The 23,993-nt window shown below is 72.1% G+C and carries 21 protein-coding genes; 17 read left to right on the top strand and 4 right to left on the bottom strand.

Features of this window, described 5'->3' with window-relative positions:
* Positions 1-75: 75 nt before the first annotated feature.
* Genes ACWGO0_RS20540 through ACWGO0_RS20530 form a run of 3 tightly spaced genes read left to right on the top strand, consistent with a single transcriptional unit; the run spans position 76 to position 3,182 of the window.
* Positions 76-1,431, top strand: coding sequence for an aldehyde dehydrogenase family protein (locus ACWGO0_RS20540; protein ID WP_453536626.1), 1,356 nt, complete (start codon positions 76-78; stop codon positions 1,429-1,431).
* Between the two features lie 4 nt (positions 1,432-1,435).
* Positions 1,436-2,221, top strand: coding sequence for a 3-oxoacyl-ACP reductase (locus ACWGO0_RS20535; RefSeq protein ID WP_453536623.1), 786 nt, complete (start codon positions 1,436-1,438; stop codon positions 2,219-2,221).
* Positions 2,222-2,258: 37 nt separating this feature from the next.
* On the top strand, positions 2,259-3,182 hold the full coding sequence (locus ACWGO0_RS20530; protein ID WP_453536620.1) for a DUF2510 domain-containing protein: 924 nt from the start codon (positions 2,259-2,261) through the stop codon (positions 3,180-3,182).
* A gap of 18 nt (positions 3,183-3,200) precedes the next feature.
* Here the strand turns inward: ACWGO0_RS20530 and ACWGO0_RS20525 are convergent, their stop codons facing one another.
* Positions 3,201-4,403, bottom strand: coding sequence for an amino acid deaminase/aldolase (locus ACWGO0_RS20525; RefSeq protein ID WP_453536618.1), 1,203 nt, complete (start codon positions 4,401-4,403; stop codon positions 3,201-3,203).
* A 688-nt stretch (positions 4,404-5,091) separates the two neighbouring features.
* Between ACWGO0_RS20525 and ACWGO0_RS20520 the strand changes: the two genes are divergently transcribed.
* Together ACWGO0_RS20520 and mycP are read left to right on the top strand one after the other, a co-directional pair.
* Positions 5,092-5,964 carry a hypothetical protein gene (locus ACWGO0_RS20520; RefSeq protein WP_453536792.1) on the top strand — a complete coding sequence of 291 codons (873 nt, stop codon included), beginning with the start codon at positions 5,092-5,094 and terminating at the stop codon, positions 5,962-5,964.
* Positions 5,961-7,175: a type VII secretion-associated serine protease mycosin gene (mycP, locus tag ACWGO0_RS20515; RefSeq protein WP_453536615.1), complete on the top strand. Its 1,215-nt coding sequence runs from the start codon at positions 5,961-5,963 to the stop codon at positions 7,173-7,175. Before ACWGO0_RS20520 ends, mycP begins: the two co-directional genes overlap by 4 nt.
* Here the strand turns inward: mycP and ACWGO0_RS20510 are convergent.
* Complete coding sequence (locus ACWGO0_RS20510; protein WP_453536612.1) at positions 7,159-7,977, bottom strand: serine hydrolase; 819 nt, start codon at positions 7,975-7,977, stop codon at positions 7,159-7,161. The genes mycP and ACWGO0_RS20510 overlap by 17 nt on opposite strands.
* On the opposite strand from ACWGO0_RS20510, the gene ACWGO0_RS20505 reads away from it, so the two are divergent.
* Positions 7,978-8,706, top strand: coding sequence for an SseB family protein (locus ACWGO0_RS20505; protein WP_453536609.1), 729 nt, complete (start codon positions 7,978-7,980; stop codon positions 8,704-8,706).
* 104 nt (positions 8,707-8,810) lie between these two features.
* Here the strand turns inward: ACWGO0_RS20505 and ACWGO0_RS20500 are convergent, their stop codons facing one another.
* On the bottom strand, positions 8,811-9,173 hold the full coding sequence (locus ACWGO0_RS20500; protein WP_453536607.1) for a DUF1844 domain-containing protein: 363 nt from the start codon (positions 9,171-9,173) through the stop codon (positions 8,811-8,813).
* 369 nt (positions 9,174-9,542) lie between these two features.
* Here ACWGO0_RS20500 and infC point away from each other — a divergent pair, with 369 nt between their 5' ends.
* The 4 genes from infC (at position 9,543) to ACWGO0_RS20480 (ending at position 12,010) form a co-directional block, all read left to right on the top strand.
* Positions 9,543-10,244, top strand: a complete 702-nt coding sequence (infC, locus tag ACWGO0_RS20495; protein ID WP_453536789.1) for a translation initiation factor IF-3 — start codon at positions 9,543-9,545, stop codon at positions 10,242-10,244.
* Positions 10,245-10,367: 123 nt separating this feature from the next.
* On the top strand, positions 10,368-10,562 hold the full coding sequence (gene rpmI / locus ACWGO0_RS20490; RefSeq protein WP_173311612.1) for a 50S ribosomal protein L35: 195 nt from the start codon (positions 10,368-10,370) through the stop codon (positions 10,560-10,562).
* Between the two features lie 105 nt (positions 10,563-10,667).
* Positions 10,668-11,051: a 50S ribosomal protein L20 gene (rplT, locus tag ACWGO0_RS20485; protein WP_007457565.1), complete on the top strand. Its 384-nt coding sequence runs from the start codon at positions 10,668-10,670 to the stop codon at positions 11,049-11,051.
* A 116-nt stretch (positions 11,052-11,167) separates the two neighbouring features.
* Entirely contained in the window at positions 11,168-12,010 is an 843-nt protein-coding gene (locus ACWGO0_RS20480) for a TrmH family RNA methyltransferase (protein ID WP_453536604.1), read from the top strand.
* Here the strand turns inward: ACWGO0_RS20480 and ACWGO0_RS20475 are convergent.
* A complete protein-coding gene (locus ACWGO0_RS20475; protein ID WP_453536601.1) occupies positions 11,934-13,208 on the bottom strand; it encodes a PucR family transcriptional regulator in 1,275 nt (424 codons plus the stop codon). The genes ACWGO0_RS20480 and ACWGO0_RS20475 overlap by 77 nt on opposite strands.
* A gap of 88 nt (positions 13,209-13,296) precedes the next feature.
* Here ACWGO0_RS20475 and ureA point away from each other — a divergent pair, with 88 nt between their 5' ends.
* The 7 genes from ureA to pheT all read left to right on the top strand — a co-directional run bounded on the left by ureA (position 13,297) and on the right by pheT (position 23,936).
* A complete protein-coding gene (ureA, locus tag ACWGO0_RS20470) occupies positions 13,297-13,938 on the top strand; it encodes an urease subunit gamma (protein ID WP_453536598.1) in 642 nt (213 codons plus the stop codon).
* Positions 13,935-15,620, top strand: coding sequence for an urease subunit alpha (locus ACWGO0_RS20465; protein ID WP_453536595.1), 1,686 nt, complete (start codon positions 13,935-13,937; stop codon positions 15,618-15,620). Before ureA ends, ACWGO0_RS20465 begins: the two co-directional genes overlap by 4 nt.
* 10 nt (positions 15,621-15,630) lie before the next feature.
* Positions 15,631-17,370: an amidohydrolase gene (locus ACWGO0_RS20460; RefSeq protein WP_453536592.1), complete on the top strand. Its 1,740-nt coding sequence runs from the start codon at positions 15,631-15,633 to the stop codon at positions 17,368-17,370.
* Between the two features lie 162 nt (positions 17,371-17,532).
* On the top strand, positions 17,533-18,855 hold the full coding sequence (locus ACWGO0_RS20455; protein WP_453536589.1) for an MFS transporter: 1,323 nt from the start codon (positions 17,533-17,535) through the stop codon (positions 18,853-18,855).
* A 160-nt stretch (positions 18,856-19,015) separates the two neighbouring features.
* Complete coding sequence (locus tag ACWGO0_RS20450) at positions 19,016-20,167, top strand: ATP-binding protein (RefSeq protein ID WP_453536586.1); 1,152 nt, start codon at positions 19,016-19,018, stop codon at positions 20,165-20,167.
* Between the two features lie 116 nt (positions 20,168-20,283).
* Positions 20,284-21,423: a phenylalanine--tRNA ligase subunit alpha gene (gene pheS, locus ACWGO0_RS20445; RefSeq protein ID WP_453536583.1), complete on the top strand. Its 1,140-nt coding sequence runs from the start codon at positions 20,284-20,286 to the stop codon at positions 21,421-21,423.
* On the top strand, positions 21,423-23,936 hold the full coding sequence (pheT, locus tag ACWGO0_RS20440; protein ID WP_453536580.1) for a phenylalanine--tRNA ligase subunit beta: 2,514 nt from the start codon (positions 21,423-21,425) through the stop codon (positions 23,934-23,936). The genes pheS and pheT overlap by 1 nt, the downstream gene beginning before the upstream one ends.
* The last annotated feature ends 57 nt before the right edge of the window (positions 23,937-23,993 follow it).

Below are 23,993 nucleotides of genomic sequence, written 5' to 3'. Positions count from 1 at the left end.
CAATCCTCCGCCTTGCAGCTGCACGCACCAGACCCCGCTCCCTGATCCGACCTGATCCAAACGAAAGGCCCTAGCGTGCTCGACATCCTCAACCCGGCGACCGAAGAAGTCATCGCCACCATCCCCACCACCAGCCACGTCCAGGTCGACGCGGCGGTCGTACGGGCCCGGCGGGCGCAGCGCGGATGGGCGGCCGCCGCCCCCGCCGACCGGGCCCGGCTGCTGCGGCGGTTCGCCACCGTCGTCGACGGACACATCGAGGAGCTGGCCCGGCTGGAGGTCCGCGAGGCCGGGCACACCCTCGGCAACGCCCGCTGGGAGGCGGGCAACGTCCGCGACCTGCTCGACTACGCGGCCGGGGGAGTGGAGCGCCTCACCGGCCGTCAGATCCCCGTCGCCGGCGGCCTCGACATCACCCTCCTCGAACCCCTCGGCGTCATCGGCGTGATCGCCCCCTGGAACTTCCCCATGCCGATCGCCGCATGGGGCACGGCCCCCGCCCTCGCCGCGGGCAACGCCGTACTCCTCAAGCCCGCCGAGACCACCCCCCTCACCGCCCTGCGCCTCGCCGAACTCGCCCTGGAAGCAGGACTTCCCGAGCACCTCTTCCAGGTGCTGCCCGGCGCCGGTGACGTGACGGGAGCAGCCCTGGTCGAGCACCCCGACGTCGCGAAGATCGTCTTCACGGGCTCCACCCGTGTCGGCAGACAGATCATGGCGAGCTGCGCCGCCCAGGTGAAGCAGGTCACCCTCGAACTCGGCGGCAAGAGCCCCAACATCGTCTTCGCCGACGCCGACCTCGAAGCGGCAGCCGCCGCCGCGCCCATGTCCTTCCTCGACAACTCCGGCCAGGACTGCTGCGCCCGCACCCGCATCCTCGTCCAGCGCGACGCGTACGACCGCTTCCTCGCCCTGCTCACTCCCGCCGTCGAGTCGGTCGTCGTCGGCGATCCGTCGGACGAGAAGACCCAGATGGGCCCGCTGATCTCCAGGGCCCAGCTGGACCGCGTACGGTCCTACGTCCCCGACGGCGCACCGGCCGTCCGGGGCAGCGCACCCTCCGGCCCCGGCTTCTGGTTCCCGCCGACCGTCCTCACCGGCGCCGCCCCCGACTCGCCCGCCGCGACGGAGGAGATCTTCGGCCCGGTCGCCGTCGTCCTCCCCTTCGACGACGAGGACCACGCGATCCGCCTCGCCAACGCCACCGAGTACGGCCTCTCCGGCTCGATCTGGACCCGCGACATCGGCCGCGCGCTGCGCGTCTCGCAGGGGGTCCGGGCGGGCAACCTCTCCGTCAACTCCCACTCCAGCGTCCGCTACTCGACCCCCTTCGGCGGCTACCGCCAGTCCGGCATCGGCCGCGAACTCGGCCCCGACGCCCTCGCCGCATTCACCGAGACCAAGAACGTCTTCATCAACACGGAGGCATGAACCCATGACCGACACCACCCCTGTCTGCCGCCGTCTGGTCGGCCGCACGGCAGTCATCACCGGCGCGGGCAGCGGCATCGGCCTCGCCACCGCCCGCCGACTGGCATCGGAGGGCGCGCACGTCGTCTGCGGCGACATCGACGAAACGGCGGGCAAGGCGGCGGCCGAAGAGGTCGGCGGTCTGTTCGTACGCGTGGACGTCACCGACCCCGAGCAGGTCGAGGCGCTCTTCAAGGCCGCGTACGACACCTACGGTTCCGTCGACATCGCCTTCAACAACGCGGGCATCTCCCCGCCCGACGACGACTCCATCCTCACCACGGGCCTCGACGCCTGGAAGCGCGTCCAGGACGTCAACCTCACCTCCGTCTACCTCTGCTGCAAGGCCGCCCTTCCCTACATGCGCCGCCAGGGCCGGGGCTCGATCATCAACACCGCGTCCTTCGTGGCCCGGATGGGGGCCGCGACCAGCCAGATCTCGTACACCGCGTCCAAGGGCGGCGTCCTCGCCATGTCCCGCGAACTCGGCGTGCAGTTCGCCCGCGAGGGCATCCGGGTCAACGCGCTGTGCCCGGGCCCGGTCAACACCCCGCTGCTCCAGGAGCTGTTCGCCAAGGACCCGGAGCGAGCGGCGCGACGGCTCGTCCACATCCCCCTCGGCCGGTTCGCCGAGGCGACCGAGATCGCCGCAGCCGTCGCCTTCCTGGCGAGCGACGACTCCTCGTTCGTCAACGCCACCGACTTCCTCGTCGACGGCGGAATCTCCGGCGCCTACGTCACTCCGGCCTAGCGGGAGGCCCCCGGAGCCCGGACTCTAAAGTGGGGGGATGAGCAACGCGACACCGCCCGGCTGGTATCCGGACGCGGGGATACCCGGCACCGAGCGCTGGTGGGACGGCACGGCCTGGACCGCGCACACCCGCCCGCTCGGCGCCGTCGCGCCCGCCCTGCACCAGACGTACGCCACGCAGGAGTTCGGATCAGCCCCGCGGCGCTCCGGCGGAAGTACCAAAACCGCCCTCGTGATCATGGCCGGTCTGGTCGTCGTCGGTGCGGCAGTCGCCGGGGCCGTCCTGCTCGGCAGGGACGGCGGCGATACGGAGCCGCAGACCGCGCCCACCACCTCCGGACCGGCTTCCCCCACCCAGGACAGCCCCTCGCCGAGCGACTCCCCGTCGGACGACCCGAAGGTGCTCGTCGACCAGCTCAACGGGATCACCCTGCCCGTTCCCGAGGGCTGGGAGAAGCCCGACAACACCCTCGACGGCGCGACGACGATGCGTACGTCCCTCTCCTACCGGTGCCCCGGCGACTCGGGAAACCTCTGCTACCACGGCACGGTCACCAGCCGTACGGCGAGCTCCACCGATCTCACCTCCGTCGAGGCGCTGGCCAAGGAGGACATCAAGACCGCCGCAGACAACGCGTACGAGGAGGACTCCCTCGGCGACCTCATCCACGGCGGCATCACCTCGCACAAGGAACTGGCGTCCACATCGGTGAGCGTGGCCGGACGCACCGGCTATCTCGTTCGCTGGCAGGTCACCACGGGCAAGGGACCCGGCGGCTATGTGCAGTCGCTCGTCTTCCCCTCGGCCGTGGGCAGTGAGACGCCGGTCATCGTGCGCTTCGCCTTCGACGCCGGCCAGGACAAGCTGCCGGTCACGCTCATGGACACCATCACCAAGGGCATCCGCCCGGTCGGCGACAGCGCGACGAGCGGCGGAGTGGGCAGCTCAGTAGGCCCCTGAACCACCGGGGACCCAGGCTCAGAGGAAGGTCAGGCCCTCACCGCGGTACGTCGGTACGGTCGCCGTGATCCGGTCGCCCTCGATCAGCTGGAGCTCGTCGAAGCGCTCGCACAGCTCACCGGCCTTCGCGTGCCGGAACCACACCTTGTCCCCGATCAGCAGATCGTCGGCGGGGGAGCCCAGCAGCGGCGTCTGCACCTCGCCCGGACCCTCCTGCGGGTCGTAGCGCAGCCCTTCCGGCAGATACGGGACGGGCAGCCGGTCACGGCCGGCCGCCCCGGACGCCGGGTAGCCGCCGCCGAGCACCGTCACCACGCCCACACCCGGCCGCCTGACCACCGGCTGCGCGAACAGGGCCGCCGGACGGCCCGTGAACGACGTGTAGTTGTCGAACAGCCGCGGCACGTACAGCCCTGACCCGGCCGCGATCTCGGTCACCGCGGACTCGGCGGCCGTGTGCTGCACGCTGCCGGTGCCGCCGCCGTTCACGAACTCCAGGTCCGGTGCGACCGCACGCACCGCCCGCACCACCTCGGCCCGCCGCGCCGCGAGCTCCTTGCGGGCCGCGGACTGCATCAGCCGCACCGCCCGTGACCGCAGCGGCTGTCCCGCGACGGAGTCGCCGACCCCGGCGACATGACCCTCGTACGCCATCAGGCCCACCAGCCGGAAACCCGGCCTGCGGGCCACTGAACGGGCCAGCTCCGCCAGTTGGGCGGGGGAGCGCAGAGGGGAGCGCAGCGCCCCGATCCTGACCCGGCCGCCCAGCAGCCGCAGCGAGGTGTCCAGCTCCAGACAGACCCGGATCTCCTCCCGCCCGCCGGCCCGCGCCGCGTCGATCAGCTCCAGCTGGGACTGGTCGTCGACCATCACGGTCACGGCCCCGGCGAGCTTCGGATCAGCGGCCAGCTCGGCGAAGGCGGCCCGGTCGGCGGACGGATAGGCCAGCAGTACGTCCTCGAAACCGGCCCGCGCCAGCCACAGTGACTCAGCCAGCGTGAACGACATGATCCCGGCGAATCCGGGCCGCGCGAGGACCCGCTCAAGGAGGGCCCGGCAGCGCACCGACTTGCTCGCCACCCGGATCGGCTTCCCCGCCGCTCGGCCGACCAGATCGTCGGCGTTGGCGTCGAACGCCTCCAGATCGACCACGGCGAGCGGGGCGTCGAGGTGGGCGGTGGCCCGGTTGTAGCGGGTCCGGTCAGCGGCGCGGGCAGTCATGGCCGCAGCTTGCCAGACCGTCGTACCGCTGGGTAGGGGGACGATCGGGGCAGATCCCCCGAGCAGCGGCGTCCATTCCCAACGGCCCGCCGCCAACCCGTAGAGTGACCGTCACGCGCTGACCAACGGGCCCGCCCGTGAGGGCGGTCCGCGGGCGGTACGAGGACGCGAACCAGGGGGCCGGATGAGTACCGAAGCGCAACGCGCTCCCGTGCCGCCCCGCCCGGCCACCCCGCCGCCCATGGCCCCGCCCCCACCGGCCGCGGCCCGCCGCGACACGCCGCCGCAGCCGCAGCCACCGGAACCCCCGTCACCCCGGAACGCGCCGCCCACCCCCGTACACCGGCAGCCCGCCGCACCCGCGCGGCCCCCGCTGGAGCAGCAGCCCTCTGCGCGGCCCCCGCTGGAGCAGCAGCCGCCCACGCATCTGCCGCCCGTTCAGCAGCCGCCCATGCGGCAGCCCTCCACGCAGCAGCCCCCCGCGCAGCAGCCGCCCACGCATCTGCCGCCCGCCCACCTGCCCCCGAACCAGCCGCCGCCCGGGCAGGTTCCACCCGTTCGGCCCTCGCCCGCCGAGACGACCGCGCGGCTGCGCCGGGTGCCTCCCGCCGAGCCGGCGGCCGGACCGCGCCCCGCGATGCCCGGTGGCCCGCCGCCCGCCGTGACGCGGCGCAGGCCCGTCGGCGCCGTGGACCTCACCGCCGCGCCCGGATCCTCCCCGTACCCCTACGCGTACGCGCCGCACCGGTACGCCTTCGCCGAGACGCCCGTGGAGACCACGACCCGGCTGCGTCCCGTCCGGCCCCGCCACCCCGCGCGGACCGCGGGCGCCGCGGCCTGCGTCGTGCTCGGACTCGGGCTGATCGGAGGCGCGGTGACCGGGACCTGGCTGACCGGCGACTCCTCCGCCGACCCCGGCGCCCGTACCGCGTACAGCGAGGGCGCCGCCGCCTGGCACAGCGTGCCCGTCCGCACCCTCTTCCCGGCCACGCTCCAGGGCGACGGCGCGGGACCCGGCGCCACGGACCGGTCCTGGACCCGGGTCGCCGTCGCCCCGGACAGCAGCTGCGCCAAGGGCCTCGATCCGCTGCTGCTGAAGACGCTGCGCCCCGTCGGCTGCACACGCATGCTGCGGGCCACCTACACCGACGCGACCAACAGCAGCGTCGTCACCGTCGGGATGGTCTTCACCGAGGCCGACGCCGAGGGGATGCGCGCCCTGGACGCCCGGTTCACCGGCCAGCGCCTCGACAGGCGCGCCGACCTGATGCCGCGCACGTACGCCCCCGAGGGCACCGTCGCCGCCGGGTTCGGCGACCGGCAGCGTGCCAGCTGGACCGTCCACGTACTGACCGAGGTGCCGGTCGTCGTCTTCGCCGTCTCCGGCTTCGCCGACGGGCGCCAGGTCACCGCACCCCAGCCCGCCGCCGAGGCCATGGCCACCGGCGCGGCCACGGCCGTCGCGCAGGCCGGGCTCGGCCACGAGGCGAAGGGCGTCGCGGACCGCGTGGAACGCGGTCTGCGCAGGACCGTCACCGCACGCGTGGAGCGGCCGGAATGAGCCGCCCACGCCGCCTCCGGCACTCGTCAGGACACCGCAGCCGGGCCCTCGCGGTGGTCTGCGCGGCGACCGCGTTCACCCTGCTCCCCGCGGCGCCCGCCCACGCCGACGGCATCCGGGACCAGCAATGGGGCCTCGCGGCGCTGCACACCGACCGGGCCTGGCAGACCACCAAGGGCGAAGGCATCACGGTCGCCGTCCTCGACACGGGCGTCGACGGCGGCCACCCGGACCTCGCGGGCCAGGTCCTGCCCGGCAAGGACCTGATCGGCTTCGGCGCCGAGCGCGGCGACAAGGCCTGGGCCCTGCACGGCACCGCGATGGCAGGGATCATCGCGGGCCGGGGCAGTGGTCCCGGCCGGGGCAACGGCGTCCTCGGTATCGCACCCGGAGCGAAGATCCTGCCCGGCCGGGTGATCCTTGAGTCCAACGACCCCTCCCGTACCAAGGCCCGCGAATCACGCGGCACCGCCCTCGCGGAAGGCATCCGCTGGGCCGCCGACCAGGGCGCCGACGTCATCAACCTCTCGCTCGGCGACGACAGCAAGTCCGCCCACCCCGAGCCCAGCGAGGACGCGGCCGTCCAGTACGCCCTGGCCAAGGGCGTCTCCGTCGTCGCCTCGGCGGGCAACAGCGGCGAGAAGGGCGACCGCGTCTCGTACCCGGCCGCCTACCCCGGCGTGATCGCGGTCGCGGCCGTCGACAAATACGGCACGCACGCAGCGTTCTCCACCCGCCGCTGGTACGCCACCGTCAGCGCGCCCGGCGTCGACGTCGTCGTCGCCAACCCCGACCGCCACTACTACATCGAGTGGGGCACATCCGCCGCCTCCGCGTTCGTCTCCGGGGCCGTCGCCCTGGTCCGCGCGGCCCACCCGGAGCTGAATCCCGCCCAGATCAAGAAGCTGCTCGCGGACACCGCACGCAACTCCCCGCCGGACGGCCGTGACGACGCCCGGGGCTACGGCCTCGTCGACCCGGCCGCCGCGATCGAGGCCGGATCACGCATCCGTACCGCGGGGAACCCCGGCTCCGCCGCGAACGGCTACGGCAAGAAGTACTTCGGCGCCGGCCCCACCCCACAGCCGAAGGACGACGCCCCGGCGAACTGGCTGGCCCCGACCGCCGGCGGACTCGGCGCGGTGCTGCTGGCACTGGCCGTCGTCCTGTGGAGGAGCAGGGAAGGCCGGGGCCTCAGCGGGCGTCGCTGACCGCGCAGACCGCCGCGACGGCGGCGACGGCCACCGACTCGACGAGCGTGATGCCCGCCTCCTTGGTGGCGTGCCCCTCGGAGAGCACCGCGATCAGATACGGGCGGCCACCGGCGAAGACCCGTCCGATGCTGTTGATGTCCCACAGCCCCGTCGTGGTCCGCGGCATCCAGCCGTTCTTCAGCGACCAGCCGGTACCCGCGGCGGAGACCCCCCACTGCTGGTCCGCCTCGACCTCCCCCATCAGCTCCTGAACGTACGCACGCGAATCCGCCGAGAGCGCGGAACCCCCATCCCGGCCGAAGACCGCGCGGAGCAGCCGCACCTGATCGGCGGCCGTGGTCTGCGTCAGCCCCCACGCCCGCGCGGCGGTCGTCCCGCTCAGCCCGAGCCGGGCGTTGGCCGCGTCGAGCCCTTCAGCACCGCCGATCACCTGCCACAACCTGGTGGCCGAGGTGTTGTCGCTGCGCCGGATCATCGCGTCCGCGTACCCGAGCTCGGCGCCGTTCAGCTCACGCCCCTCGTCCTGGGCCAGGAGCAGCAGGGCGGCCAGCACATCCACCTTGACGATGCTCGCGGTGTCGTACGTCGTCGAGTCCCCGTACGCCGCGATGGTGTCGCCGCCCAGCACCGCCACGGACAGGGAGGCGTCGCCGGTGAGCGGCGCCACCGCCTCGGCCAGCACCGCGTCGAGATCCACCTCGGCCTCCTCGCTCGTCGCCGCCCCGGCCGGCGGACTCGAAGCGAACGATACGGACGCCCTGTGGCCGAGGCGGGAAGGCCGACCCTCTACGCTCGTCACGTGGCACTCAAGAACATTCCGGACTCCGGTTTCTCCGACGACGACGGCACGGCCGCTCCCGAGCTGACCGCGGCACTCGCCGCCTGGTCACAGGACCGGAAGGCCGTCGGCCCGGTCCTCGAAGCGCTCCTGGGTGCCCGGCTCCTCGTCCCTGTCGTCGCCGTGCTCGGCGAGGTGGAGGAGGACGAGAACGGGCTGCGGCGCGAGAAGACCAGCGACATGGCGGTTCCCACCCTGCAGGCGGGCGACCGCCGTGCTCTGCCCGCCTTCACCTCGACGGCCTCGCTGGCTCTCTGGGACCCGGAGGCCCGCCCCGTCGCCGTACCCCTGCACCAGGCGTTGCAGGCCGCCGCGCACGAGAAGGCGGACACCGTGGTCCTCGACCTCGCGGGCCCCGTCGCCTTCGAACTGACCGGCTCCGCGCTGCGCGCCGTCGCCGAGAACCGCGCCAGCGCGGACCCGCTCGACGATCCGGCCGTCGTCGCGGCGGTACGTGACGTCGTCGCCGCCGAGCCCGCGGTGATCCGCGCCCATCTCGGCCCCGGCCCGGCCGACGGTATCGTCGCGGTGGTCCTCGCCCCGGACGCCGTTCCCGCCGAAGCCGCGCAGCGGCTGGCCGGAGCCCTGGCCGCCAGCGAGGACCTGCGGGCCAGGCTGGTGCGGGGACTGGACCTGGCGCTGCTGCCCGACGGCGCCGTCGCGCCGGGCGACCCTCTGTTCACGCGCTGACCACCCGCGCGCACCCCGGACATACGCGACGCGAGCCCGCAGCCTGTCACCAGGCTGCGGGCTCGCGTCGTCGATCGTTCGGAAAAGCGGCTGACCGTAAAGGACTAGCCGTACACCGGGCCCGTGTACTTCTCACCCGGGCCCTGGCCGGGCTCGTCCGGTACGAACGAAGCCTCGCGGAACGCCAGCTGCAGCGACTTCAGGCCGTCACGCAGCGGGGACGCGTGGAAGGTGCTGATCTCGGTGGTGCTCGCGTCCAGCAGGCCGGCCAGGGCGTGCACCAGCTTGCGGGCCTCGTCGAGGTCCTTGTGCTGGTCGCCGTCCTCGGTGAGACCGAGCTTCACGGCGGCGGCGCTCATCAGGTTGACGGCGACCGTCACGATCACCTCGACCGCGGGGACCTCCGCGATGTCGCGGGCCATGTCGTCGAAGCCGGGGGATTCACTGCGGGGGGTCGCGTCACTCATGACCCACACGATAAGGCCATGCTCCGGCGCACCCGACTGCGGGAGACGCTCTCCGAGGCGCCCCGGGCCCGCGGCGCCTCACGGGTTAGCGGCACCCCGCCGGAGCTGCTAACCTTGTGTAACGACCGGCCGGACACCTATGTGCTCGGCCCACAAGTGGAGGCTCCGATCTCCCACCCGACTGTCCTCCGGGACGGCGGGTCACCGGTCAGGTGGCGCCCATCGTTCCGTACGGACGATGGAGCCGCTCGATGCGCCCCGCGGTTGACCGCGGCGGTGTTCCGGTATTTCCAGGAGCCCCGCCTGTGTCCCGTCCGGGGCATTTTTCGTATCCCGGCACGGTTGGTCTTTTCGAAAAACGTTACGCGGCTGTCCGCCAGGCGGTCCGCGTGGTGCTACCGAGGAGGATCCATCAGCGCCGAGCCCCGCATCAACGACCGGATTCGCGTTCCCGAGGTGCGACTTGTCGGTCCCAGCGGCGAGCAGGTCGGGATTGTTCCGCTTGCCAAGGCCCTGGAGCTCGCACAGGAGTATGACCTCGACCTGGTCGAGGTGGCGGCGACAGCCCGTCCCCCCGTGTGCAAGCTCATGGACTACGGGAAGTTCAAGTACGAGTCGGCCATGAAGGCCCGTGAGGCGCGCAAGAACCAGGCGCACACGGTCATCAAGGAAATGAAGCTCCGGCCGAAGATCGACCCGCACGACTACGACACCAAAAAGGGTCACGTCGTCCGGTTCCTCAAGCAGGGTGACAAGGTCAAGATCACGATCATGTTCCGTGGTCGTGAGCAGTCCCGCCCCGAGCTGGGCTTCCGACTGCTCCAGCGTCTCGCTTCGGATGTCGAGGACCTCGGTTTCATCGAGTCCAACCCGAAGCAGGACGGCCGGAACATGATCATGGTTCTTGGCCCGCACAAGAAGAAGACCGAAGCGATGGCCGAGGCCCGTGAGGCCCAGGCCGCCCGCAAGGCGGAGCGTCAGGGTTACGCCCACGACGCCGAGTCCGAGGGTGCTGCCGAGGCTCCGGCCGAAGCGGCCGAGGCTCCGGCCGAGACACCTTCCGAGGCGTGACCTCTGGGGGCCGCCATCCAGGCGCCCCCAGGTCCCCCCGGGAATATCCACCAAAGATCTGACGCCCCTGCAGTCCGGTGCCCGCACCGAGAGGGGCGCCACTGACGAGGAGAGAACGGCGCGATGCCGAAGAACAAGACGCACAGCGGTGCCAGCAAGCGCTTCAAGATCACCGGCTCCGGCAAGGTGCTCCGCGAGAAGGCCGGCAAGCGCCACCTGCTCGAGCACAAGTCGTCCAAGAAGACCCGCTCGCTGTCCGGCACGGTCGTCGTGGCTCCGGCCGACGCCAAGAAGATCAAGAAGCTTCTCGGCAAGTGAGTCGCTGCCCCCGGTGATCCGGGGGCGCGATCTCGATCCGACCGGGACCAATTCGTTTCCGGGCCGTGTGAGTACAACCACGGCCCCGCTACAAGGAGTTAACAAGTGGCACGCGTCAAGCGGGCAGTAAACGCCCACAAGAAGCGCCGGGCGATCCTCGAGGCCGCCAAGGGTTACCGCGGTCAGCGTTCGCGCCTGTACCGCAAGGCCAAGGAGCAGGTCACCCACTCCCTGGTCTACAACTACAACGACCGCAAGAAGCGCAAGGGCGACTTCCGTCAGCTGTGGATCCAGCGCATCAACGCCGCTGCCCGCCAGAACGGCATGACGTACAACCGCCTCATCCAGGGTCTGAAGGCCGCCAACATCGAGGTGGACCGCAAGATCCTGGCCGAGCTCGCGGTCAACGACGCCAACGCGTTCGCCGCCCTCGTCGAGGTTGCCCAGAAGGCCCTCCCGAGCGACGTCAACGCCCCGAAGGCCGCCTGATCCAGGCAGTCCTTCCAGGTATGTGAGCCGGACCCGCAGGCGCAAGCCGTCTGCGGGTCCGGTGCGTTGCACCCCCGCTTTTCGTCCCTCGTACGCAGAGAGGCTCGCCGCCGACCATGGGCACCCCCGAACTGATCTCCTCGCGATCGCCGCGCGTCACGGCCGCCCGACGGCTGGCCAAGCGAAACTTCCGCGGCAAGGAGCGCAGGTTCATCGCCGAGGGGCCGCAGGCCGTGCGCGAGGCCGCGGAGCACCGGGGCGGCGACGGTGAGCCGACACTGATCGAGCTCTTCGCCACCGTCGAGGCCGCCGAGCGGTACGCCGACATCATCGACGCCGCACATGCCGCAGGGGCCCGGGTCCACCTCGCCGACGGCGACGTACTCGCCGATGTGTCGCAGACCGTCACCCCGCAGGGCCTCATCGGCGTCTGCCGCTTCCTCGACTCGCCGTTCGAGGACATCCTCGCCGCGAAGCCGAAGCTGGTCGCCGTGCTCGCCAACGTCCGCGACCCCGGGAACGCCGGTACGGTGCTGCGCTGCGCCGACGCGGCGGGCGCCGACGCGGTCGTGCTGACCGACGCGTCCGTGGACCTCTACAACCCCAAGTCGGTGCGGGCGTCCGTCGGTTCGCTGTTCCACCTGCCGGTCGCCGTGGGTGTGCCCGTCGAGCAGGCGGTGCGGGGACTGCGGGACGCGGGCGTGCGCATTCTCGCCGCGGACGGTGCGGGCGACGACGACCTCGACGACGAGCTGGACGCCGGCACCATGGGCGGGCCGACCGCCTGGGTCTTCGGCAACGAGGCGTGGGGGCTGCCCGAGGAGACGCGGGCACTGGCCGACGCGGTGGTCCGGGTGCCGATCCACGGCAAGGCGGAGAGCCTCAACCTCGCGACGGCGGCGGCTGTGTGCCTGTACGCGTCCGCGCGGGCCCAGCGTCCCCGGCGTACGGACCTCTAGGCCCGGCGTCCTGGCCGGCCGCGACGGCACGCGCCCGCAGGGCGACCGCCACCAGCGCCGCGTCGTCCGGGCGCCGCACATCGCGGCCGGTCAGCTCGTGGAAGCGGGCGAACCGGTGCTGGACCGTGTTGCGGTGGCAGTACAGCGCGGTGGCCGTGTCCGCGATGGAGCCGCTGCCGTGCAGATGGACCCGGACGGTCTCCAGCAGGCGTGCCGTCTCCGCCGCTGAGACTCCGGGGGAGTCGAGTCCGCCCAGGACATCGGCGGCGAGGTCCGTGCCGAAATCCCCGGCCCGCCGCACCAGCACATCGAGCCAGCTGTCCTCCAGCAGCCGCGGGGCCATCGCGTCCGGCGGCAGCATCTGGGCCGTCGCGATGGCCAGCACCGTGGCCCTCGGCACCGCCGCCAGCCCGCCCGCCTGCGGCGACACCCCGCAGGGCGTGGACGCGAGACGTACCAGCACCGCCTGCCAGGTCGTCCGCCCGCCCAGCTCCACCACCAGCACCGCGTTCCCGCCGACCGCCTGGTACTGGACCGGTGCGCCCGCCGCCCGCAGCGCCGTCGCCGCCCGGTGCAGTCCTGAGCCCTCCGCCGCGGGGGCTGCCGCGCAGAGGAAGCTGCCGGCGGCGTCGAAGCCCAGGGCCAGTGCCGCGTTGCGTACGACCGTCGGATGGCGGCCCTCGCTCTCCAGCAGCCGGGAGAACCACATCCGCCGTTCGTCCTCCTGACGCCGGCCCATCTCCAGGACCGTGCGCTGGTACGCGGTCATGATGCCGGTGACATGGCTCTCGACGGCCTCCCACACGTGGTACGCGGACGTCACGAGATCCGCCATGTCCGTGTCGTCGGCCCGCTGCACCAGCGCCGCCCACACCACACGGAAGTCCAGCCGGGCCGCCTCCAGCAGCGAATCCAGCGGGACGCCCTGGCGGGCGCGCTGTTCACCGACCCGTTCCGAGACCCCGGCGATGTGCGCGGGGACGGGCAGCTGCGCGACCGTGCGCAGCAGCAGCTCGAACGCCTGCCAGGCCGAGCTGCGGAAATCGGCGTCGGGGACCCGGTCCGCATAGGCGCTGCGTACCGGGTTGATCACCTCCATCCACTGGCCGATCAGACCGTCGATGTTGTCCAGGCACTGGCCCGCCAGCTCCGCGATCCGACGCGACGGTGGAGGGAAATTGGTCACCGGAGTGTGCATGTGACCAATGTAGGGGGCTGTACGGGTGATGTTTCGACGTTGGATTTGTGCTCGTTGCCCTTGAAGCTGGGGCGATCCCGCACACCGCATGCGGGCCCGTCCCCTCCAGGAGGTCCTGGCAGTGCATCTGACGCCGCGCGAGCAGGAGCGTCTCCAGCTGTTCACCGTCGCCGAGCTGGCCCGCCGCCGCAGGGACCGTGGACGACGGCTCAACACTCCGGAGGCCATCGCCCTGATCTGCGACGAGGTGCTGGAAGCCGCCTGGGACGGCCTCTCGCTGGACGAGGTCATCGAGGTGGGCCGCTCCGTGCTCACCGAGGCGGAGGTGATGGACGGGGTCCCCGACATCGTCACCACCGTGCAGGTCGAGGCGCTCTTCCCGAGCGGCACCGCACTCGTCGCCGTCGACCGGCCGATCGGCCCGGGTACCCCGGCGACCGCCCCCGGAGCCGTACGGACCGCCCCCGACCCGGTGCTGATCAACGAGGGGCGCCCCCGCACCACACTCACCGTCCGCAACACCGGTGACCGCACGGTGTTCGTCTCCTCGCACTACCCGCTGCACGAGGTGAACAAGGCCCTGGAGCTCGACCGCGTCGCGGCGCGGGGCCTGCGGCTGGACGTCGCGGCCGGTACCGCGCTCGCCTTCGAGCCGGGGGAGTCCCGCGAGGTCTCGCTGATCCCCCTCTCCCGCCACCCGCACCACGCACCGTCCGAGGAGCGCGCATGACCAGCATCGACCGACGTACGTACAACGCTCTGTACGGACCCACCACCGGCGACCGCATCCGGCTCGGCGACACCGAGCTGTGGGTCGAGGTGGAGGCCGACGACGGCACGCCCGGTGACGAACTGCTCGGCGGCTGCGGCAAGACCGTGCGCGACGGGCTGCTGGCCTCGCCCCGCTCCGACCGCGACTCCGCCCTGGACATGGTGGTCGCCGGGGTCGTCCTCATGGACCCGGTCCTCGGCATCCGCAAGACCGACATCGGCATCAAGGACGGCCGGATCGTCGCGGTCGGCGGCGTCGGGAACCCGGACATCATGCCCGTCGAGTACGCCATCGACTCGCACACCTCCGTCGTCCCCGGCGAGGGCCTGATCGCCACCCCCGGCATCGTCGACAGCCACGTCCACCTCTCCTCGCCCGAGGTGGCGCCCGCCGCGCTCGCCGCCGGAGTGACCACGCTCGTCGGCATGGGCCTCGGCGGGGTCTGGGAGATCGGCTGCAACCCGGCCCACAACCTGCACACGCTGATGAGCTCCTGGACGGGCACCCCGCTCAACATCGCGTTCCTGGCGCGCGGCTCCTCCAGCTCCCGCACGCTGCTCGACGAGTCCGTGCTCGCCGGAGCCGGCGGCTTCAAGATCCACGAGGACTTCGGGGCCACCCCGCGCATCATCGACAACTGCCTCGACACCGCCGAGGCCGCCGATCTGCCGGTCGCCCTGCACACCGACTCGATGAACGAGTCCGGCTATCTGCGCGACACCATCGGCTCCACCCGGGGCCGGACCGTGCACGCCTACCACGTGGAGGGCGGCGGCGGGCACCCCGATCTGCTGGAGATCCTCTCCGAGCCGAACATCCTGCCGTCCTCGACGACGCCGACGATCCCGTACACCCCGAACACCGTCGGCGAGCTCTTCCCGATGACGATGACCGTGCACCGGCAGAACCACCACTCCGCCAGCGACGTGGAGATCTCCAAGGGCCGCATCCGGGCCCATGCCATCGCCGCCGAGAACGCCCTGCACGACCTCGGCGCGATCTCCATCGTCAACTCCGACTCCATGGGCATGGGCCGCATCGCCGAGACGGTACGCCGCACCTGGCAGCTCGCCCACCTCCAGGCGCTCGCCAACGGACAGGGCGGCGTCGAGCACTCCGCCAACGAACGGGCGCTGCGCTACCTCGCCAAGATCACCCTCAATCCGGCGATCGCCCACGGCCTCTCCCACGAGGTCGGCACCGCCCAGGTGGGGCGCCTCGCCGACCTGGTGCTCTGGCACCCCGCGTACTTCGGATCGAAGCCCGAGCTGGTCATCAAGGCCGGATTCGTGGCGTACGGCAACAGCGGATCGGGCTCCGGATCGACCCGGCTGACGCAGCCGCGTACGTACAAGCCCTACTTCGGCGCACTCGGACAGGCCCCCGCGAGGCTCTCCCGTATCTTCGTCGCAGAGGCCGCACTGGAGGACCGGGCCGCCCGCGCGGCGCTGCCCAAGGGGCTCACCTACGCACCGATCCGTGGCTCCCGCGGCCTCACCCGGGCCGACATGCTCCACAACACCGCGACGCCGCGGGTCGTGGTGCCCCGCGAACCGGCGCCCGTCCTCGTCGACGGTGTCCCCACCGGTACCGCACCCGCCAACGCCGTGCCGCTGGCCCAGCTGCACCACCTCGCCTGAGAGCCGCCCCGTGAAACTCGACCTGCTGATCCGCGACGCCCGCATCCTGACCCTCGACGACACCCGGCCCACCGCCCACGCGCTCGGCGCGCTGCACGGCCGGATCGTCGGACTCGACGAGGAGGTCGAGCACCTCCCGGCCCACCGGGTCATCGACGCGGGCGGAGCCACGGTGGTGCCCGGCTTCAACGACGCCCACTGCCACACCGCGTGGTTCGGCCTCACCCTCACCCAGCTCGACGTCTCCACGGCCCGCACCGTCGACGAGGTGTACGACGCCGTCGCCGCGTACGCCGCCACGCTGCCGGACGACGCCTGGGTGATCGGCGCCGGACTCGACCACACCCGGACCGGCGGGCACTACCCGCACCGCGACGCCCTCGACCGGGCCGCGGGCGGGCGCCCCGTCTGGCTGAAGCACACCTCCGGGCACGCCTGCGTCGTCAACACCACGGTCCTGCGTCTCGCGGGCGTCCTGGACCCCTTCTTCACCGACCCGGACGGCGGAGTGGTCTCGCGGGACGAGCAGGGGCGGCCCGACGGGCTGCTGGAGGAGACCGCCCAGCGCCTCGTGCAGCGGCACGTCCTGCCGTACCCGGTGGAGACCGTCGCCGACGCGGTGGACGCGGCGACCCGGCACTACCTCACCGAGGGGATCACCAGCTTCACCGAGGCCGGTATCGGCGGCGGCTGGATCGGCCACACCCCGGTGGAGATCGCCGCCTACCAGCTGGCGCGCGACACCGGCAGACTGCACACCCGCGCCCAGCTGATGGCCGCGTCCGACGTCCTGCACCCGCTCGTCTCGCACGCCGACGACACCATCGACTTCGGCCTCGACCTCGGGATACGTACGGGATTCGGCGACGACCGGCTCTCCCTGGGACCCGTCAAGATCTTCCTCGACGGTTCGCTGCTCGGCCGTACCGCCGCGGTCAGCGAACCCTTCTGCGGCTGCCCGCACAACGAGGCCGAGGCGCGGAACCCCAACGGCTACTTCCAGAGCGACGCCGACGCGATGACCGAAACCGTCGTGGCCGCCCACCGGGCCGGCTGGACCGTCGCCGCCCACGCCATCGGCGACCGCGCGGTCGACCTGGCCCTCGACGCCTTCGAGCGCGCCCACCGGGAGCTTCCGCGCCCGGGAGTCCACCACCGCGTCGAGCACGCCGGAGTGGTCCGCCCCGACCAGCTCCACCGGTTCGCCTCGCTGGGCGCCGTCCCCGTACCGCAGCACAACTTCCTGCCGGCGTTCGGCGACGCGATGGCCGCTTCGCTGGGCCCCGAGCGCACCGCCTGGTCCTACCGGCTGCGCTCGCTCCTCGACCTCGGTCTGCCCGTCCCCGGCAGTTCCGACCGGCCCGTCGCCCCCGGCGCACCGCTTCCCGCCATCCAGGCGATGGTCCAGCGGCTCACCGCCTCGGGTGCGCCGTACGGCCCCGACGAGCGCGTCCCGGCGCTCGACGCACTGCGCGCCTGGACCGAGGGCTCGGCCCGGGCCACCGGCTTCGGCGACCGCAAGGGACGCCTCGCCCCCGGATACCTCGCCGACCTCACCGTTCTCGACGCCGATCCGCTGCGCACCGATCCGGACCGGATCGGCGCCATCCAGGTCCTCGCGACCGTCGTCGGCGGCGATCCCGTCCACGACCCGCACGGCCTCACGACCCCCGCTAGGGCCTGTCGTCGACCTGCCGCCTGCCGCCCGGCGCCTGGCACGCACGCTCCCGGCGTTGCCGAAATGCCCTAGTAGCTCCGCTACGAGGACATCCCGGCGCCTTGGGATCGCACGCACCAGACGCCGGGCGGCCCGGCCTCCGGCCGGACGACGGCAGTTCGACGACAGGCCCTACGCACAGCCAGTTCCCCCGTCCCCTCAAGGCCACCAGGCCCTCCGTCCCCAGGAGAACGCGTGAGCTCGCCCGACATCAAGGACATCCGGCGGCTGCTGACCGCCGCCTTCACCGGTACCGCCCTGGAGTGGTACGACTACTTCCTGTACGGCACCGCCGCAGCCCTGGTCTTCAACCGGCTCTTCTTCCCTGAGCTCGACCCGGCCGTGGGCACCATCGCCTCCTTCGTGACCTTCGCGGTGGGCTTCGTCGCCCGGCCCATCGGAGCAGCCGTTTTCGGCCACATCGGTGACCGCTACGGCCGCAAGGTCGCCCTGATCATCACCGTCGTGATGATGGGCGTCACCACCGGCTGCATCGGCCTGCTGCCCAGCTACGGCACCATCGGCATCTGGGCCCCGGTACTCCTGGCCCTCCTCCGCTTCCTCCAGGGCATCTCGGTCGGCGGCGAGTGGAGCGGCGCCATGCTGCTCACGCTGGAGCACACGCCGAAGGAGAAGCACGGCAGCTACTCCTCGATCCCGCAGCTCGGCTCGCCCGTCGGCACCCTGGTCTCGTCCGGCGCCTTCGCCCTCGTCGGCATGCTGCCCGACGACGACTTCTACTCCTGGGGCTGGCGCCTGCCGTTCCTCGCCGCGTTCCCGCTGCTCGGCATCGCCCTCTACATGCGGCTGCGCATCGAGGAGTCCCCGGTCTTCCACGCCATGCTCGCCGACGCGGAGAAGAACGGTCCCAAGCCCGCACCGCTCATCGAGGCGTTCCGCCGCACCTGGGGCCGCATGATCGTCGGCATCGGCGCCGCGCTGCTGGGTGTGGGCGGCTTCTTCCTGATGACCACCTTCATCATCTCGTACGGCACCGAAGAGCTCGGCATCGACAAGTCCGTGATGCTCAACGCCACCGTCATCGGCTCGGTCGTCGAGATCGCCGTGCTCGTCGTGGCCGGGCGCATCGCCGACCGGATCGGCGCCTGGAAGGTGTGCGCCATCGGCGGCATCGTCTCGATGGCCGTCGCCTTCCCGGCCTTCTGGCTCGTCGACACCGGGCAGCCGGGGCTGGTCTACCTCGGCGTCGGACTGGGGATCGGCGCGCTCTCGATTCCGTACGCCCCCATCGGCGCCGTCGTTTCCGGCATGTTCCCCGAGGCGTTCCGCTACAGCGCCGTGGCCATGTCGTACAACCTCGCGGGCGTCCTGGCCGGCTTCGTGCCGCTCCTCGCCACGTCCCTCACCGGCGCGGCGAACGGCGCCTCCTGGGGAGCGGCCCTGCTCCTGGTGGCGATCGCCGCCTGCACGACCGTCGGTTCCTTCGCCGCCGGATCGCTGGACCGGCGCGACAAGGCAGCCGCCCCGTCCGCGGAACGCGTGAAGGAAGCCGTCTGAGCCGACGGCCCGTCACCGGCTGAATCAGGCCGTCCCGTACCCCGCCGACCGGCGGACCCACGCAGTGCGCCCCCGCAGGGTGTCGCTCGTTCACCGACGACTAGTAGGGTGACGAACTCGGGGGCCCACTGCACCGGTTCGAGAGGTGGGGTACGGGAATATGGCTGTCGGCATGAGCAGGCCGCGGGAGACACACACGGCCGTCGTGCGCGCCGAACCCGCAGAACCCGCCACGAAGGACGAGTCCGTCATCGGTACCGGCGAACCCATCGACCCGGACGACCTGCCCGACGGTCTCGTCGTCGCCGACGAGACCGGTAGGGTCATCTGCTTCAACGCCGCCGCGGCCCGGATCACCGCCACTCCGCGGGCCGCCGCACTCGGCCGCCCGCTGGAACAGGCGCTGCCGCTCGAAGACCTCAAGGGCCGGCGCTGGTGGACCATGACCGACCCGTACGGCGGCCTCGCCATCCGCGTCGGCCAGCCCGAACGGAACCTGCTCCTGCCCGGCGGGCGCGAGGTCCTGGTCTCCGCACGCTACGTACGGGAGAGCCCGACCGGACCGGTGCGCCGCCTGGTGGTCTCCCTGCGGGGCACCGAGGCCCGCCGCCGTACCGAGCTCAGCCACGCCGAGCTGATCGCCACCGTCGCCCATGAGCTGCGCTCCCCGCTGACCTCGGTCAAGGGCTTCACCGCGACGCTGCTCGCCAAGTGGGAACGGTTCACCGACGACCAGAAGCGGCTGATGCTGGAGACGGTCGACGCCGACGCCAACCGCGTCACCCGGCTCATCGCCGAACTCCTCGACATCTCCCGGATCGACTCCGGCCGCCTGGAGCTGCGCCGCCAGCCCGTGGACATCGCCGCCGCCGTCGAGCGCCACATCCACGCCCTCACCGCGAACGGCCAGGCGCCCGAGCGCTTCCTCGTACGCACCCGGCAGCCGTTGCCCGCGCTGTGGGCCGACCCCGACAAGGTCGACCAGGTCCTGGGCAACCTCCTGGAAAACGCGGTGCGCCACGGCGAGGGAACCGTCACCATTGAGATCGCCCCCGCACCGGCGAAGAGCGACGAGACAGGAACGGCAGTCACCGTGAGCGACGAAGGTCCCGGCATCCCCGAGGAGTCGATGGGCCGTGTCTTCACCCGCTTCTGGCGGGGGAGCAAGCGCGGCGGCACCGGCCTGGGCCTGTACATCGTCAAGGGCATCGTCGAGGCGCACGGCGGCACGATCACCGTCGACCGCGGGCCCGGCGGCGGCGCCGAGTTCCGATTTATCCTGCCTGTGAGCGCCCCGGCCTACCTGGCCTGAGCAGCCCACAGGCTTCTTCGCCTCCTGCGGCCCCTTAGACTCGACCTTTGGCACCTTTGCGTCCTCCAGTCGTCGAGCGGGGCCGCGCCATCAGCCAATCGGAAGCACGGGAAGAGATGTCGGCACCGAACAAGTCGTACGACCCAGTCGAGGTCGAGGCACTGAAACCGGAAGAGATCGAGCGCATGCGGGACGAGGCGTTCGCCGCCTTCGCCGCCGCGGGCGACCTCGACGCGCTCGCCCAGGCGAAGACCGCGCACACCGGTGGTACCTCACCCCTGTCGCTCGCCAACCGCGAGATCGGCGCGCTGCCGCCGCAGGCCAAGGCCGAGGCGGGCAAGCGCGTGGGCCAGGCCCGCGGCGCCGTCTCCAAGGCGCTCGCCGCCCGTCAGACGGAGCTGGAGGCCGAGCGCGACGCCCGGGTCCTGGTCGAGGAGGCAGTCGACGTCACGCTGCCGTACGACCGCACCCCGGCGGGCGCCCGCCACCCGCTGACCACCATCATGGAGCGCGTCGCCGACGTCTTCGTGGGGATGGGCTACGAGATCGCCGAAGGCCCCGAGGTCGAGGCGGAGTGGTTCAACTTCGACGCCCTGAACTTCGTGCCCGACCACCCGGCCCGGCAGATGCAGGACACCTTCTTCGTCCAGGGCACCACGCCCGACGGCAAGGCGACCACGGGTGACGAGTCCGGCATCGTGCTGCGTACGCACACCTCGCCGGTCCAGGCCCGCTCCCTGCTCAGCCGCAAGCCCCCCGTCTACGTGGTCTGCCCGGGCAGGGTCTACCGCACCGACGAGCTCGACGCGACGCACACCCCGGTCTTCCACCAGATCGAGCTGCTCGCCGTCGACGAGGGCCTCACCATGGCCGACCTCAAGGGCACCCTCGACCACATGGTCCAGGCGCTCTTCGGCCCGGACATGAAGACCCGGCTGCGGCCGAACTTCTTCCCGTTCACCGAGCCGTCCGCCGAGATGGACATGGTCTGCTACGTCTGCCGCGGCGAGTCCGTCGGCAACCCGGACCGCCCCTGCCGCACCTGCGGCAGCGAGGGCTGGATCGAGCTCGGCGGCTGCGGCATGGTCAACCCCAAGGTGCTCGTCGCCTGCGGTGTCGACCCCCAGAAGTACAGCGGATTCGCCTTCGGGTTCGGCATCGAGCGGATGCTGATGTTCCGCCACAACGTCGAAGACATGCGAGACATGGTCGAGGGTGACGTCCGGTTCACCCGGCCGTTCGGGATGGAGATCTGATGCGCGTCCCGCTTTCCTGGCTGCGGGAGTACGTCGACCTGCCGGCGACGGAGACCGGCCGAGATGTACAGGCCAAGCTCGTCGCCGTGGGTCTGGAGGTCGAGACCGTCGAGCAGATCGGCGCCGGCCTCAAGGGCCCGCTGGCCGTCGGACAGGTCCTGACCATCGAGGAGCTGGAGGGCTTCAAGAAGCCCATCCGCTTCTGCACGGTCGACGTCGGCATGGCCAACGGCACCGGTGAACCGCAGGAGATCGTCTGCGGAGCCCGTAACTTCTCCGTCGGCGACAAGGTCGTCGTGGTCCTCCCGGGCGCCGTGCTGCCCGGCGACTTCGCGATCGCCGCACGTGAGACGTACGGCAAGACCTCCCACGGGATGATCTGCTCCACCGACGAGCTCGGCATGGGCGACGACGGAACGCACGGCATCATCGTGCTGCCGCCGGAGCACGAGGCCGGCACCGACGCGATCGAGCTCCTGGAGCTCGTCGACGAGGTCCTCGACATCGCCGTCACGCCGGACCGGGGCTACTGCCTCTCCATGCGCGGTGTCGCCCGTGAGGCGGCCATCGCGTACGGGCTGCCGCTGCGCGACCCGGCCCTCCTCGACGTACCCGCGCCGAACGCGTTCGGCTACGCGGTGCAGGTGTCCGACCCGATCGGCTGCGACCGCTTCACCGCACGCACCGTCGTCGGCCTGGAGCCCGAGGCCCGCTCCCCGATCTGGATGCAGCGCCGGCTGCAGAAGGCCGGGATGCGCCCGATCTCGCTCGCCGTCGACGTCACCAACTACGTGATGCTCGAAGTCGGCCAGCCGCTGCACGCCTACGACCGGACGCTCGTCGACGGGCCGATCGGGGTGCGCCGCGCCCAGCAGGGCGAGAAGCTCACGACCCTCGACGGCACCGTGCGGGTCCTGGACGCCGAGGACCTCGTCATCACCGACAACCGTGGGCCGATCGGCCTCGCGGGCGTCATGGGCGGCGCCAACACCGAGATCGCCGACGCGGCGGCCGGTGAGCACACCACCACCTCGGTCGTCATCGAGGCCGCGCACTTCGACGCGATCTCGATCGCCCGCACCGCGCGCCGCCACAAGCTGTCGTCCGAGGCGTCCAAGCGCTTCGAGCGCGGTGTCGACCCGGCCGCCGCCGCCGCTGCGGCGCAGCGCACCGTCGACCTGCTGGTCCTCCTCGCCGGAGGCACGGCCGAGTCGGGCGTCACCGAGATCAGCGCCCCGTCCGCGCCCCGCACCATCGCCATGCCCGCCGACCACCCCGACCGGGTGGCCGGTGTCGGCTACGGCCGCGAGACCGTCGTACGCCGCCTCCAGCAGGTCGGCTGCGACGTCTACGGGCAGGACGAGCTGATCGTCACGGTGCCGTCCTGGCGCCCCGACCTCGGCGAGCCGAACGACCTCGCCGAAGAGGTCATCCGGCTGGAGGGTTACGAGAACCTCCCGTCGACCCTGCCGACGCCGCCGTCGGGCCGCGGGCTCACCGACCGTCAGCGGCTGCACCGCCGCATCGGCCGGGCGCTCGCGGGCGCCGGTTACGTCGAGGCGCTGAGCTACCCGTTCATCGGCGACGCCGTCCTCGACCAGCTCGGCCTGGACAAGGACGACGCCCGCCGCCGTACGGTCAAGCTCGTCAACCCGATCTCCGACGAGGAGCCGGCGCTGCGCACCACGCTGCTGCCCGGTCTCCTCGGCGCACTGCGGCGCAACGACGGCCGCGGCAGCCACGACCTCGCGCTCTTCGAGACCGGTCTGGTCTTCCGGCCCACCGGCCACGAGACGCAGGCCGTCCGGCTGCCCGTCGACCGTCGGCCCACCGACGAGGAGATCGCCGGACTCGACGCGGCGCTCCCGCGTCAGCCGCGCCGCGCCGCCGTCGTCCTCGCGGGCGCCCGCGAGCAGGCCGGCTGGTGGGGCAAGGGCCGCCCGGCCGACTGGGCGGACTCCATCGAGGCGGCCCGCACGATCGCCCGCGAGGCGGGCGTCGAGCTGACCGTCCGGAGCGACCAGCACGCGCCGTTCCACCCCGGCCGCTGCGCCGCGCTGTACGTCACGGTGAACGGCGAGGAGACGCTCTTCGGGCACGCGGGTGAGCTCCACCCGCGCGTCGTCAAGGAGTTCCACGTGCCCGAGCGCACCTGCGCCATGGAGGTCGAGCTCGACGTCCTGGAGCAGGCCGTCGACGGCGCTCTCCAGGCGCCGCGGATCTCCACCTTCCCGGTGGCGACCCAGGACGTCGCGCTGATCGTCGGGCAGGACGTCACCGCCGCCGAGGTGGAGGGGGCGCTGCGCGAAGGCGCGGGCAAGCTCCTCGAATCGGTGCGGCTGTTCGACGTCTTCACCGGCGACCAGATCGGTGAGGGCAAGAAGTCCCTGGCGTACGCGCTGCGGTTCCGTGCCGCGGACCGCACGCTGACCGTCGATCAGGCCTCGCGGGCCCGCGACGCGGCGGTCGCCCTGGCCGCCGAGCGGACCGGAGCGGTGCTGCGCGGCGCGTAGTGCCCTGACGGGACCAGGCAGTGAGCAGGAGGGGCGTATCCGGCCACCGGATACGCC

The sequence above is a fragment of the Streptomyces sp. NPDC055749 genome, assembly GCF_053617235.1.
The sequence above is the reverse complement of the archived record's forward strand: the minus strand, read 5'-3'. Positions and strand labels throughout refer to the sequence as shown.